Here is a 13,640-nt window from a genome sequence, read left to right on the forward strand (position 1 = left end):
CCGCAAAGTCAGCCTGCTCGAAGCCCTGCGCACGACTGCCGAAGGCAGGGAAACGATCGCCTACGCCGCGGGCTGCGGACGCACGGTTCCGCGCCTGGGCCCGATCGACGCGGCGTACCTACGGACCGAGCCCGGGCCGGAGGGCAAGCCCGGCTTGCGCGGGGAATACTTCGACAACATCGAACTAACCGGCCAACCGATCGTCCGACGGATCGACCCCCGGATCGATTTCCATTGGACCTTCCTGCCGCCGGCCGAGGGGCTGGGGACGGACTGGTATTCCGTCCGCTGGAGCGGGACGCTCATCGGCCCGGCCACGGGGTCCATCAAGCTCGGAGTCGAGGCCAACGACGGTGTCCGCCTCTATCTCGACGGCCGCCTGATCGTCGATCAATGGAGCAAGCAGACGCGGCGCGCCCTGACCCGGGACGCTCGGCTCGAGAAAGGCAAAGCCTATGCGCTCAAGCTGGAGTTCAACGAACCGGTCCGCAGCGGTGAAGTCCGGCTGGTCTGGGATTATGGAGTCGCGGACGACTCGGAGGGCCTGATCGGGGAAGCCGTCCGTTTGGCCGCGCGATCGGGAGCCACGATCGTTGCGGCGGGGATCGAGGAGGGCGAATCGCGCGACCGGGCCGACATCCGCCTGCCCGGACGCCAAGCGGAGATGATCCGCCGCGTCGCCGCTACGGGCGTGCCCACGATCGTCGTCCTTTACGGCGGAAGCGCCGTCGAGATGACCGATTGGATCGACCAAGCCGGCGCGGTCCTGGCCGCCTGGTATCCCGGCGAAGAGGGCGGGAACGCCGTGGCCGACGTCCTCCGCGGCCAAGCCGACCCGGCCGGGCGCCTGCCCATCACCTACCCACGGTCGGTCGCTCAGCTCCCGCTCGTTTACAACCACAAACCGACGGGCCGACTGGACGACTATCTGGATATAACGGGCGAGCCGCTTTTCCCCTTCGGCTTCGGGTTGAGTTATACAACGTTCCGCTATTCGGATCTGTCGATCGATCCGGCCGCAATCCAGCCGCCGGGTAAAGCCAAGATATCATTCCGGCTGGAGAACACAGGCGGGCGGGCGGGCGACGAAATCGCCCAGCTCTACCTCCACGACCCGCTGGCTTCGGTGTCCCGACCGGTCCTGGAGCTCAAGGGATTCAGGCGCGTCAGCCTGGCGCCCGGGGAAGCCAAGACGGTGACATTCGATCTGGGGCCCGCCGAGCTCGGCCTGCTGGATAAGGACTTGAAAGAAATCGTCGAACCCGGCGACTTTCAGGTCTACATCGGGAGCTCGAGCCGGGATATCAGACTGCGGGGGGTCCTGAAAGTCCGGGCCAAGTAGCTCTCGTTTGTCTTCGCGAGCCCTAGCCATAGGCTGGGGCGTGGCGACCTCCGCCTGTCATCGCGAGCGCTCGCAATGACGGAAAGAGATGACCGGTCCCATCTAAAGCGAGCCGCCGCAGTTGGGGCAGGCCTTCCAGCCGGCCTGGACGTCTTTGCCGCAGGCCGGGCAGACCGGCTTGATCCGCTCGCCGCAGGCCGGGCAGAAGGTATGCCGGGTATCGGTTGTTTGGCCGCACTTGGGGCATCTGGGCGGGGCAGCCGGCGCCGGGGGCTGGACCGTCGTCGGCCCGGCTTGGGCCGAGTCGCGGGCCCGGATGGGATGCTCCGAGCGGACCAGCAGGTAGATGATCACTCCGACGAAATGAACGAAAAAGGCGACAAGAGCCCAGACGATCGCATTCATGCCGCGCTTTTCAGCGTCTTTGTAGACCCAGACGACGATGGCGATCCAGAAGGCCAGGAGGAGCAGGCCGAAGAAGCCGGCGAAGCCGATCCAGGGCCAGACCCAGTCGCCGTCCGCGCGCAGATTGTGCCAGCCGTTGGACAGCCCGTGGAAGAAACCGGCCGGGGCAAACAGCACGTATTTCAGCGGCCAGGCGGCCGAAATCACGATCAGGACCACCAGGATGATGCCGAGAGTTTTCGCGGTCGAAGCGTTCATGATCATCTCCTCACTCCAATAGACGAAATCCGCGGCAAAAAGTTCTCTCCCCGGTTTCCTTCCATCCCGGTTTGGATTATGCTGGAACATCCCCGGCGCCGCCGCCGGGATCAAAACCCGCGAGGTGACCATGCGATTCTCCGCTCAACGAACCCTGCTCGTCGCCCTGGCCGGCCTGGCCGTCCTGGGCTCCGTCCAAGGCCCGGCCCTCAGCCAGGCTCCTGATCCCAAAGTCCCGACGCTCTATGTCGTCGGCTACGCCCACCTGGACACGGAATGGCGCTGGGACTTCCCTACCACCATCCGCGAATACCTGCCCAAGACGATGCGGACCAACTTCGATTTCTTCGAGAAGTACCCGCACTACACCTTCAACTTCAGCGGCGCCAACCGCTACCGGATGATGAAGGAGTATTTCCCCGAGGGCTTCGAGCAGGTCAAGAAGTATGTGGCCGCCGGCCGCTGGTATCCCTCCGGCTCCTCGATGGAGGAGAACGACGTCAACTCGCCTTCGGCGGAGTCGACCATCCGCCAGATTCTTTACGGCACCCATTGGTTTAAGTCCGAGCTGGGCAAGACCAGCGCCGAATACATGCTGCCCGACTGCTTCGGCTTCCCGGCCTCCCTGCCCAGCATCCTGGCCCACTGCGGCCTGCTCGGGTTCTCGACCCAGAAGCTGTCCTGGGGCTCGTTCGCCCCGGTCGGCGGGCCCGACTCGCCCGAAAAAACCCCGGCCGGCATCCCCTTCAACGTCGGCGTCTGGGAGGGCCTGGACGGCAAGAGCATCATCGCCGCCCTCAATGCCGGCGACTATACCGGCTCGGTGACTTATGACCTGTCCAAAACGCCTCCGCCGCCCGCCAAAGAAGGCCAGCCCCAGCGCCGGGCCGCCGCCATCGACTGGCCGGCCCGGGTCCAATTGAACGGGATCATCTCCGGATTGTTCGCCGATTACATGTACTACGGCACGGGTGACACGGGCGGCGCGCCCAACGAGCCCTCCGTCAAGCTCATGGAAGCGCTCGCGACCAACGGGCAGGCGATACTCGCCCCCGGCGCTCCCGCCGTTAAGGTAGGCGATGGACCGGTCAAAGTGATCTCGGCCAGGTCCGATCAGATGTTTCTCGACATCAGCCCCGAGACCCGGGCCAAGCTGCCCCGCTACAAGGGCGACCTCGAGCTGACCAACCACTCCGCCGGCTCCATCACCTCGCAGGCTTACATGAAGCGCTGGAACCGCCGCAACGAAGTCCTGGCCGACGACGCCGAGATGGCCTCGGTTGCCGCCGATTGGCTGGGCGGCCGGGCTTATCCCCGGAAAAAGCTCAACGACGCCTGGACCCTGGTCATGGGCGGGCAGTTCCACGACATCATCCCGGGCACAAGCATTCCCAAGGCCTATGAATACGCCTGGAACGACGAAGTCCTGGCTCTCAATCAGTTCGGCGGCGTGCTGACGAGCGCCGTCGAATCCGTCGCCTCGGTCCTCGATACCCGCGTCCAGGGCTCGGCCGTCGTCGTCACCAATGGCCTGTCCATCCCCCGCCAGGATATCGTCGAGGCGGCCGTCGAATTTCCCGCCGGCGCGCCCAAGGCTGTCCGCGTCTTCGGGCCCGACGGCAAGGAAGTCCCGGCCCAGCTTCACAACGGCAAGGTCCTCTTCGCCGCCAAAGTTCCCCCGGTCGGGTTCGCCGTTTACGACGTCCGGCCGGCCGAAGCCCCCATGCCCTCGACCCTCAAAGTCGGGCCGTCGTCGCTCGAGAACGCCCGCTACCGCGTGACCTTGAACTCGAACGGGGACATGGCTTCGATCTTCGACAAGTTCGCGGGCAAGGAGCTTCTGGCCTCGCCCGCCCGGCTCGAGATCAAGACCGACAAGCCGGCCCAATGGCCGGCCTGGAACATGGATTGGGTCGACCAGAGCCGCCCGGCCCGGGCCTTTGTCGGCGGACCGGTCAAGCTTAAAGTCGTCGAGAACGGACCTGCCCGCGTCGCCTTCGAAATCACTCGCGAAGCCGAAGGCTCGACCTTCGTCCAGACCGTCCGCTTGGCGGCCGGAGACGCCGGGGGTCGGGTCGAATTCGCGATGGTCGTGGACTGGAAGACGCCCGGGAGCCATCTCAAGGCCGTCTTCCCCCTGACCGCCAAAAACAAGGTTGCGACTTACAACTGGGACATCGGCACGATCGAGCGGCCGACCAACAGCGAAAAGCAGTTCGAGATGCCCTCCCATCAGTGGGTCGACCTGACCGACGCCTCAGGCTCGTTCGGCGCCACCCTCCTGACCGGAGCCAAGTTCGGCTCGGATAAGCCGGACGACCACACCCTGCGACTGACCCTCATCCGCACGCCCGGCATCGAGGGCAACCGCGGCTACACCGACCAGACCTCGCAGGATTGGGGCCGGCACGAGATCGTTTACGGGATCGCCGGCCACGCCGGAGACTTCCGCAAGGGCGGCACAGACTGGCAGGGATTGCGGCTCGATCAGCCGCTCGCCGTCTTCGCCGTTCCCGCCCACCCCGGAGCCCTCGGTAAATCGCTTTCGCTGATGTCGGTCGGCAACGATCGCGTCCGGGCCCTGGCCTTCAAGAAGGCCGAGCAAAGCGACGAGATCGTCGTCCGCCTGGTCGAGATGAGCGGCAAGCCGGCTAAGGGCGTCAAGGTGGCGTTCGCCGCCCCGCTCACGGCGGCCCGCGAGACCAACGGTGTCGAAGCCGTCGTCGGGCCCGCCAAGCTGGCCGGCGGCACGCTGATCGCGGACTTCGGACCCTTCGAGGTCCGTTCGTTCGCGGTGAAGATGGGCCCCCCGCCTGCCCGCACGGGAGCGCCCAAGTTCCAAGCCGTTCCGCTCGCTTATGATGTGTACGCCTCGACGCACGATGGACGGGTTCCCGTGGGTGGGTTCGACGCCGAGGGCCGGACCCTGCCGTCCGAGATGCTGCCGGCCCGCATCGAGTACGGCGGGATCGAGTTCGCGCTCGGCCCGGCCGACAAGCGCAACGCGGCGACGGCACGGGGGCAGGTGCTTCCGCTCCCGGCCGGGACGAGCGGCCGCGTCTACATTCTGGCCGCGTCGGCGGCCGGCGATCAGAAAGCGGCATTCAAGATCGGAGACCAAACGGTCCAGCTGACGATCCAGGACTGGGGCGGATATATCGGCCAGTGGGACAACCGCATCTGGACGACCCGGGAGGAGCTCGTTCCGGCCGGCCAGAACCGATCCGGTCAGCCGCGCCTCAGGACGATCCAGGAATATGCGGGCCTCGTCCCCGGCTTCATCAAGCCGGCGCCGGTGGCCTGGTTTGCCTCGCACCGGCACCTGCAGGACGGCACAAACGACGTGTATGCCTACGCCTACCTGTTCGCCTACGCGATTGAGGTGCCGGCTGGAGCGACGACCCTGACGCTGCCGGAAAACGACCGGATCCGGATCCTGGCCGTCACGGTTTCGGACGAGGGCCGCGCCGTCCGGCCGGTCCAGCCGCTGTTCGATACTCTGGAGAAATAAACCCGCTCGATACCCCGGGCTGAAGCCCGCCCTCATCCGCTTCGCAGCTGAGGACTGCCAAGCCCGGGGTATTAACAGGGTTAATACTGAGCGGCGCTTATTGCCCCGATTTGAAAATCGGGGTCTCAGCGCCGCGAACGTATGACGGGCGCAGGGGTCAAAAGGCGATCGAGCTTTTTTAGCCTCGCTGACGCCCCCGCCGGCCCGGCTCCGGCGGGGAGAGATCATGTATAATGGGCGGGTTCGATCCCCGAACGATTAGGAGCGAACCATGCCCCAGCGCCGCCGGCTCCCTGCCCCGCTCGCCATCCCTCTGCTGGCCTCGCTCATTGCGGTCCTGCTCGCGGGCGGCGCCGCCTGCCGAACCGAGACAAGCCGCGAACCGGCTCCAACCGCAGGCGAGGCCTCCACGATCCCGCCCCCCCGAGCGGCCGCGGGCGATGCCCAGCGCTTCTTTCCCAAGAGCGATCTGATGACGCTCGGGGTCTATTACTACCCCGAGCACTGGCCCGAGGCGCAATGGGATCGGGATTTCGCCAAGATGGCGGAGATGGGCTTCGCCTTCACTCATTTCGCCGAATTTTCCTGGGCCTTCCTCGAGCCGCAGGAAGGGCGGTTTGAATTCGGCTGGCTGGACCGAGCCATCGGACTGGCGGCCAAGCACGGCCTCAAAGTCGTTTTGGGCACGCCCACGGCGGCCCCCCCCGCATGGATGGCCGAACGGCACCCCGGAATCCTGCTCGTGTCCGCCGACGGCAGACGCCGCGAACACGGCGGCCGGGCCGACGGCTCGTTGGCCGACGCGGAGTTCCGGCAATATGCCTGGAAGATCGCCTCGGCCATGGCCGACCGCTACGGCCGGGACGACCGCGTCTGGGGCTGGCAGATCGACAACGAGCCCGGCGCTCCGGACGATTACAGCCCCTCGGCCCGGACGGCTTTCCAGGCCTGGCTCAAGACCCGCTTCGGCACAATCGATAAGCTCAACCAGGCCTGGGGCGTAGCTTTCTGGAGCCTGCACTATGACCGTTTCGAGCAGGTCGTGATCCCCAACGTCTCCCTGTTCGCGGAGGACAAAACCAGCCCCCACGCGGTGCTGGACTTCCGCCGCTTCACCGCCGACGCGCAGGCCGATTTCCTGGACCGGCAGGCGGCGATCATCCGAGCCAAAGCCCGGCCCGGGCAGTGGATCACCACGAACTACACCAACGTGACTCAAAATGCCGACCCGCGGCGCACCCAGCAGCTCGATTTCGCCTCGTTCACCATGTACCCCGTCCGAGGCCGGGACGAGCTCGGCCCCGACGGATTCCGCCTCGGCTCGCCCCACCGCATGGCCATGGCCTGCGACTACTACCGGCCGATCTCGGGTGTCACCGGCGTCATGGAGCTTCAACCCGGGCAAGTCAATTGGGCCTCGATCAATCCCCAGCCGATGCCCGGCGCCATTCGGATGTGGCTGTGGCACGCTTTCGCCGGCGGCAGCTCCTTCGCCTGCACCTACCGCTTTCGCCATCCGACCTTCGGCAGCGAGCTCTACCATGACGGCATTGTCGGCCCCGACGGCGTAACCCCTTCGCGGGGAGGCCTGGAGTTCGCCCAAGTCGCTTCCGAGATGAAACGGCTGCGAGCGCTCTACGATCCTGCCGCCCGGATGCCGGACAGGCTGGCGGCCCGGCGGACCGGATTTCTGTGGAGCCACGAGAATCTCTGGGATCTGGAGAACCACAAAGAGACGGCGCTATGGGATACCTGGCGGCATCGGTTCAATTACCAGGCAGCCGTTAAATCCGCGGGCGCACCAATGGACTACATCGGCGAAAGGGACGATTTCTCCCGGTATCCGTTCCTGGTGGCGCCCGCTTATCAGCTCATGGACAAACCGCTGGCGGCCAAGCTCAAGGCCTATGTCGAACAGGGCGGCCACCTCCTCCTCTCCTGCCGGAGCGGTCAGAAAGATAAATCGGGCCGACTGCCGGAATCCCCCTGGGCCGGCCTGATCCAGCCGCTGATCGGGGCCGAAATCGAATTCTTCGACGTTCTGCTCGAAAACGGACGGGGCCGGGTCGAGCGCGAGGGCGCGTCCTATGACTGGAACGCCTGGGCCGACATCCTGCGCCCGGATCCCGGCACCGAAGTCGAGGCCAAGTACACGAACCAGTTCTACGCCGGGCGGGCGGCCGCTGTCTCGCGTCGGCTCGGCCGCGGCACGGTCGCATATATCGGGGTCGAGACCAAGGACGGTCGCTTGGAGCGCGAGATCGTCCGGGCCATGTACCGGCTGGCCGGGACTCCGATCGAGGACCTGCCTCCGGGCGTCTATATCGAGTGGCGCGACGGCTTTTTCACAGCCGTCAACTATTCATCCTCCCCCGCCGCGATCCGCCCGGCCGCCGGATCGAAGATCCTGATCGGAAAGGCCCCGCTTGCCCCGGCCGAAGTGCTGGTCTGGCGCGAAAAATGAATGGTCATCCCGAGGAGCGTCTCAGACGCGACGTGGGGACCTCTCCTGCATCAAAGATCCCGCCCAAGCTCCCCGCCGGCACAACCAAAATTCGCCTTATCCGTATTACCATCCGACTCTGGAAGAATCTTGCATACTGACCTAGAATAAGGAAAAAGGGAAAAGGAGAACGGAATGGGCATCGTGCTGAAAGTCGAACATCTAAAGAAGCGCTATGGGCAGCTCGAAGCCGTCAAGGACATCAGCTTCGAGGTGGACGAGGGCGAGGTTTTCGCCCTGATCGGGCCGAACGGGGCGGGCAAGACGACCACCCTGCGGATTGTCTCGACCCTGCTGACCCCGACCGAGGGTTCGGTCAGCCTGGGCGGCTTCGACCTCAAAGCCCATCCCGAAAAGTTCCGGGAACGCATCAGCTACCTGCCCGAGGAGGCCGGGGCCTACCGCAACCTCAAGGCCCGCGCCTACTTGGAGTTCATGGCCCGCTTCTACGCCGCGACCCCCGCCCAGGAAAAAGAATTCCTCCAGCGGGCCGAGGCCATCTGCGGCCTCGGGGCCCGTCTTGACGACAAGGTCGGGACCTACAGCAAAGGCATGGTCCGCAAGCTCCTGCTGGCCCGGGCCCTGATGACCCGGCCGACGCTGACCATTCTGGACGAGCCGACTTCGGGTTTGGACGTCATCAACTCGCTCGAAGTCCGGGAGATCATCAAGCGCTACGCCAAGGAAGGGATCTCCGTCCTGCTCTCCTCGCATAACATGCTCGAGATCGAATTCCTCTCCGACCGGGTGGCCCTCGTCGACAAGGGCCGGATCCTGGATTCCGGCACGCCCCAGGGCCTCAAGGAGAAGTACAAGGCCGAGAACCTCGAAGTTGTTTTCAGGAGCGCCCTGCGATGAAAAAGTTCACTCATCTTTTAAAGAAGGAAATTCGGGAGCTGGTGACCAAGCAGCTTGTCATCTCGCTGCTCTTCACCATGGCCCTGTTCTACTTTATCGGCGGCATCACCAAGCAGGAGATGCGCAAGTCCTCCGGGACCCAGAAGATCTCGGTTCTGGACCTTGATAAATCCGACCTGTCCAGATCGCTTCTCGGCGCCCTCACCGCAGCCCGCTTCGAAGTCGTGCCCGTCCAGGCCGCCGATTCGGCCGTCGCGGTCGAAGCGGGACGCAAGAGCGAGGCCAATGTCCTGGTCGTCATCCCGGCCGGCTTCGGCGAATCGGTGGCCCGGCTCGATCCCCTCAAGATCGAGACCTACGCCTACCTCCGCAACTTCTCGATCACGGGCATCCGCCGGGCCGAGATCCTGAAAGCCGTGCTGGGGGCGATGAACGAGTACCTCTCGAACAACTTCCTCAAAGAGCGCCTGCCGGGCCTCGATCCGGCGGCGGTCAAGAATCCGATCAAGACCCGCGATTTCGTCCTCATTCGCGACCGCATGGCCGAGGGTACGGCGTCCTCGATCTCGGGGATCGTCATGTCGCAGTCCATGCTCATCCCGATCATCCTGATGATGATCATCATCTACTCCTCCCAGATGGTCATCTCGGCCATCGCCATGGAAAAGCAGGACAAAACGCTGGAAACCCTTCTGACCGTGCCGATCTCGCGCACCTCGATCGTCGCGGCCAAGATGCTGGCGGCCGGGATCGTCGGCTTGATCTCGGCGGTGATTTATATGCTGGGGTACAAATCGCTCATGAGCGGTTTCACGGGCGATCTGCCGGTGAGCGCCGGCGCCCAGTCCGTGGCCGCCAAGCTGGGCTTGACCTTGACCGGCAGCGGCCTGATCGTCCTGGGCCTCGCCCTCTTCCTGGCCATCCTCTGCGCCCTGGCGATGGCCACCATCCTCGGGGTACTGGCCGAGGACTTCCGCAGCGCCCAGAGCCTGATCATGCCCGTCATCCTGATGGTCATGATCCCCTACTTCCTGACCATGTTCGCCGACGTCAAGACCCTGTCCCTGCCGGCCAAGATCCTGCTCCTGGCCATCCCCTTCTCGCATTCCTTTATGGCCGTCCAGAACATGTTCCTGGGCGACATGAAGGCGGTGCTGTTCGGGATGCTCTACATGCTGGCCTTCTTCGGCGTCCTGGTCTACCTGGCCGGGAGGATTTTTTCCTCGGACAAAGTTCTGACCATGAAGCTGAGCTGGAAGAAGAAGAAAAAGCCGTCGTACTAATTAGAGCCCGAACTTCACTCCGGCCCGCAGGGCGAAACCGTTGAGGCTGATGTCGACGGGCCGGACGAATTGCGGGGCGACCGTGTTGACGATCATCCGCAGCAGCGGGCTTATTTCGGGCTGGGGCGGCCTGACGCAGCCGAAGGTCAGGAACCGGTAGCCCGCTTCGGCCGTCAGCCGGATCTTGGGGGCCAGGGCATATTCGAAGCCCAGGCCGGCCTGGCCGCCGATGGCGTTCTTATGAACGCTGCCCGCCGCGGCTTGGAAGGACCCGAAGGCGAACGTCCCGCCGCCGAAGAGATAGCCGTTTGAGCGGCGCCCGATGGGCAGGGTGTAGTAGAGGTTCAAGCCCAGAGGGAAAGACCGCAATTCGCGGCCGAAGGACTGATCCTGCCGGGGGAACAACTGGGCGAGCAAGGGGATCGTGTCCATCATCAGCCCGCCGCCCATCCGGCCGCGGCCGTCGCGGCCCATCTCGCCGTCATGGCCGCCCCGGGCGAGATAGCCCAGGGACAGGCCCAAACGCAAGCTGCGGCTGATGCCGTACTGGAGCTCGGCCTTGAGATCGGCGATGCCGCCGCCGCGCTCCACGAAGCCGTAGCCGCCCGCCAAAGACAGCGAGAAGCGCTGGAATTCGGCCTGGGGCCGGGCCGGCATCCGTCCCCGGCCTTGGGCGCCCGCCAGCCCGGCCAGGAGCAGCAGTCCCAGAAGAAGGTTCATCGCCCGTGCGTATCCGCTGGTCCGTGTTCTCATGATCGTCTCCTTTGAGGCAAATCGTTCAGTTTGATTTGGACATTATAGCCTATATTCCCTTGGCGCCGGGAAATAAGGGCTTCCCGCGGCCGGGGGGGAGGCGCGGAAAATCGAGGAATTCTGTATACTCCCTTCATATCCCAGCGAAAGGATTGGAGCATGAAGATCGAAGATCTCCCGTTCACCGTTACAGACTGGAATCGGGTCCCCGCCATCGAGCACCGGGGCCGGACTGGGTCCTCGTCCTGGCGCTCCTTTGAGGAGGGCGGCCTGCGCGTCCGGGTGGTGGACTATTCGGCCGGCTTCGAATCGGACCACTGGTGCCGCCGCGGGCATGTCCTCTATGTCATCGAGGGCGAGCTCCAGATCGCGCTCAAAAACGGGACAATCCATCGTCTCAAGCGGGGTGCCAGCTTCCAAGCCGGCGACGACGAGGCCAACCCGCACCTGGCCTCAAGCGGGTCCGGGGCACGCGTCTTTATCGTCGACTAGGCGGCTCGCTTATTTCTTCGCCGGCTCCGGCGGCTCCGACTTGTTCCAGTCCGGCGGCTCGACGCCCAACAGGGCATGGACGAAGAAGTCGTTGCGCTTGCGAGCCCCGTAGTCGCCGCCCGCCGTATGGCCCGCGCCCGGGATGACCAGCAGGTCGAAAGTCTTATTGGCCTTGATCAGGGCGTTGACCACTTGGTAAGTCGAGGCCGGATCGACGTTCTGGTCCATCTCGCCGACGATAAGCAGGAGCTTGCCCTGCAGGCGGTAGGCGTTGTCCACGTTGGACGCGGCGGCGTACTCGGGCCCCAGCGGCCAACCCATCCATTGCTCGTTCCACCAGATCTTGTCCATCCGGTTGTCGTGGCAGCCGCAGGCGGCGAAGCCGGCCTTATAGAACTCCGGATGGAAGAGCAGGCCTCCCAAGGCGCTTTGCCCGCCGGCCGAAGTGCCGTAGATCCCAACCCGGGTGATGTCGTAGGAGGGATACTTGGCCGCCGCGGCCTTGTGCCAGAGAATGCGGTCGGGAAAGCCGGCGTCGCCCAGATTTTTCCAGGCGTAATCGTGGAATTCCTTGGACCGGTTGCTCGTCCCCAGCCCATCCATCTGGACGACGATAAAGCCGATCTCGGCCAAGGCCTGCATGGCGCTATAAGCGGAGAACGTTTTGGGCGCGAACGATCCGTGCGGTCCGGCATAGATGTTCTCGATGACCGGATATTTCTTTTTGGGGTTGAAGGCGAGCGGACGGTAGATGACGCCCCAGATGTCGGTCCGGCCGTCGCGGGCTTTGGCGGTGAAGACCTCGGGCGCCTTCCAGCCCGCTTTGACCAGGGCTGAAATATCGGTCGTCTCCGCCGTCAGGACGACTTCCCGGCTGAGCGTGCGGCGGACATTCATGACCGGGGGCGAGTCCACCCGGGAGCGCGTGTCCACCATGTAAGCCATGTCGGAGGAATAGACGGCGGTGTGGTTGGCTTCGCCTTCGGTCAGGCGGGTCAGCCCCGAGCCGTCCAGGTTGATCCGAAAATATTGGACAAAGTAGGGATCGATCCCCGGGTCCATCCCACTGGCCTGGAAATACACCTGCCCCGCCGTCTCGTCGACCTTGTCGACCTCGCGCACCACCCACTCGCCCTTGGTGATCTGGTTTTTAACGAGTCCGGTCGCGCCGTCGATGAGATAGAGATGATTCCAGCCGTCACGCTCCGACATCCAGACAACGTCCTTGCCGTCGGCCAGATCGAAACGGAATTTCTTGCTGCTGTAGCAGAAGAAGGTCTTGGGCTCCTCGCTCAGGACGGCCCGGACAGCACCCGTCGTCCCGTTCACCTCGATGATCCGGTAGACCTGATGGCCGCGCTGGTTGTATTCGAAGGTGAAGGCCCGCGAGTCCTTGCGCCAGACGGCCGGGGTCAGGTCGTATGGGTTCGGGAAGCGGGCGTTGTCGACGGCGATCGAGCGGCGGTCCTCGAGCAGCAAGAGGACGGGCTGGTCGAGATCGAGCACGTCGCCCGGCTTGGCGTATTCGAACTCCGAATACTTGGGCTGGCGCTGATCGACGGGCGAGGATTCGATATAGGTAAGAAAACGATGAAAGCCGGGCTTAATGCGGACGGCCGCGATCTTTTTCGAGTCGGGCGACCAGACCAAGGACCGATAGGTATAGTAGTTGCCCTCGCCGCCGTCGTAGCTCAGCGGGAATTCCATCTTTTTGGCTTTGTCTATGGCCCGGACAAAGACGTTGTAATCGCGGATGAAGGCCTCCCACTGGCCATCGGGAGATGGCTTGGCCGAGGCCGACGCCGCTTCGGCCGGAGGACCGCCCTGGCCCAAGCCGCCTCCACCCGGACGGCGCGGTTCGACGGGGCCAAGCTTGGACAGGACGCCGGATTCCAGCTCGAATTTCCAGCGGAAGCCCTCGGCTTCGAACTGGATGGCCTTCTCGGCGTCGACAAAGGCGATCGAGGTGAACGGCAACTTCTTGGGATCGATCCATTTTTTCAGCGAACCGGCCAGCTCGGCTGCGACCCGGATGGGGTCGAAGGCGGGCGCCTTGGAGGCCTTGTCCGCGTCGACCAGGACGAATTGGAACCCGCCGGGCACCGACTTGCGGTACCAGAAGCGGTGGGTCGTCCCGATCCAGGAGGGACGCTCCGGCAGGTCGACGGCCAGGCCCTGCCACTTCTCGCGCAGGCCGCTGGATCGTTCGTAGTCGGCCCGGGTCCCCTGGGCGGG

The 13,640-nt window shown here is 64.6% G+C and carries 9 protein-coding genes; 6 read left to right on the top strand and 3 right to left on the bottom strand.

Features of this window, described 5'->3' with window-relative positions; translation table 11 throughout:
- Positions 1-1,342, top strand: a 1,342-nt coding sequence (locus NTZ26_11965) for a glycoside hydrolase family 3 C-terminal domain-containing protein (GenBank protein ID MCX6561213.1), incomplete at its 5' end; no start/stop codon positions are given.
- Positions 1,343-1,444: 102 nt separating this feature from the next.
- On the opposite strand, the gene NTZ26_11970 is transcribed toward NTZ26_11965, so the two are convergent.
- Positions 1,445-2,005, bottom strand: a complete 561-nt coding sequence (locus NTZ26_11970) for a zinc ribbon domain-containing protein (protein ID MCX6561214.1) — start codon at positions 2,003-2,005, stop codon at positions 1,445-1,447.
- A 130-nt stretch (positions 2,006-2,135) separates the two neighbouring features.
- Here NTZ26_11970 and NTZ26_11975 point away from each other — a divergent pair, with 130 nt between their 5' ends.
- The 4 genes from NTZ26_11975 (at position 2,136) to NTZ26_11990 (ending at position 10,160) form a co-directional block, all read left to right on the top strand.
- Entirely contained in the window at positions 2,136-5,516 is a 3,381-nt protein-coding gene (locus tag NTZ26_11975; protein MCX6561215.1) for a glycosyl hydrolase-related protein, read from the top strand.
- A 271-nt stretch (positions 5,517-5,787) separates the two neighbouring features.
- Positions 5,788-7,980 carry a beta-galactosidase gene (locus NTZ26_11980; GenBank protein MCX6561216.1) on the top strand — a complete coding sequence of 731 codons (2,193 nt, stop codon included), beginning with the start codon at positions 5,788-5,790 and terminating at the stop codon, positions 7,978-7,980.
- A gap of 174 nt (positions 7,981-8,154) precedes the next feature.
- Entirely contained in the window at positions 8,155-8,877 is a 723-nt protein-coding gene (locus NTZ26_11985; GenBank protein MCX6561217.1) for an ABC transporter ATP-binding protein, read from the top strand.
- Complete coding sequence (locus NTZ26_11990) at positions 8,874-10,160, top strand: ABC transporter permease (protein MCX6561218.1); 1,287 nt, start codon at positions 8,874-8,876, stop codon at positions 10,158-10,160. The genes NTZ26_11985 and NTZ26_11990 overlap by 4 nt, the downstream gene beginning before the upstream one ends.
- On the opposite strand, the gene NTZ26_11995 is transcribed toward NTZ26_11990, so the two are convergent.
- Positions 10,161-10,913, bottom strand: coding sequence for an outer membrane beta-barrel protein (locus tag NTZ26_11995; GenBank protein MCX6561219.1), 753 nt, complete (start codon positions 10,911-10,913; stop codon positions 10,161-10,163).
- A 159-nt stretch (positions 10,914-11,072) separates the two neighbouring features.
- On the opposite strand from NTZ26_11995, the gene NTZ26_12000 reads away from it, so the two are divergent.
- Complete coding sequence (locus NTZ26_12000; GenBank protein ID MCX6561220.1) at positions 11,073-11,405, top strand: DHCW motif cupin fold protein; 333 nt, start codon at positions 11,073-11,075, stop codon at positions 11,403-11,405.
- 9 nt (positions 11,406-11,414) lie between these two features.
- On the opposite strand, the gene NTZ26_12005 is transcribed toward NTZ26_12000, so the two are convergent.
- The gene (locus NTZ26_12005; GenBank protein ID MCX6561221.1) at positions 11,415-13,598 is read right to left on the bottom strand and encodes a DPP IV N-terminal domain-containing protein; all 2,184 of its coding nucleotides are present in this window, start codon (positions 13,596-13,598) and stop codon (positions 11,415-11,417) included.
- Between the last annotated feature and the right edge of the window lie 42 nt (positions 13,599-13,640).

The sequence above is a fragment of the Candidatus Aminicenantes bacterium genome, from assembly GCA_026393855.1.
Taxonomy (GTDB): Bacteria; Acidobacteriota; Aminicenantia; order Aminicenantales; family UBA4085; genus UBA4085.

Bases quoted from the DNA above. Each gene is read 5' to 3' on its own strand.
- NTZ26_11980 (MCX6561216.1), top strand. From the start codon at position 5,788: ATGCCCCAGCGCCGCCGGCTCCCTGCCCCGCTCGCCATCCCTCTGCTG.
- NTZ26_12000 (MCX6561220.1), top strand. From the start codon at position 11,073: ATGAAGATCGAAGATCTCCCGTTCACCGTTACAGACTGGAATCGGGTC.
- NTZ26_11985 (MCX6561217.1), top strand. From the start codon at position 8,155: ATGGGCATCGTGCTGAAAGTCGAACATCTAAAGAAGCGCTATGGGCAG.
- NTZ26_11975 (MCX6561215.1), top strand. From the start codon at position 2,136: ATGCGATTCTCCGCTCAACGAACCCTGCTCGTCGCCCTGGCCGGCCTG.
- NTZ26_11970 (MCX6561214.1), bottom strand. From the start codon at position 2,005: ATGAACGCTTCGACCGCGAAAACTCTCGGCATCATCCTGGTGGTCCTG.
- NTZ26_11995 (MCX6561219.1), bottom strand. From the start codon at position 10,913: ATGAGAACACGGACCAGCGGATACGCACGGGCGATGAACCTTCTTCTG.
- NTZ26_11990 (MCX6561218.1), top strand. From the start codon at position 8,874: ATGAAAAAGTTCACTCATCTTTTAAAGAAGGAAATTCGGGAGCTGGTG.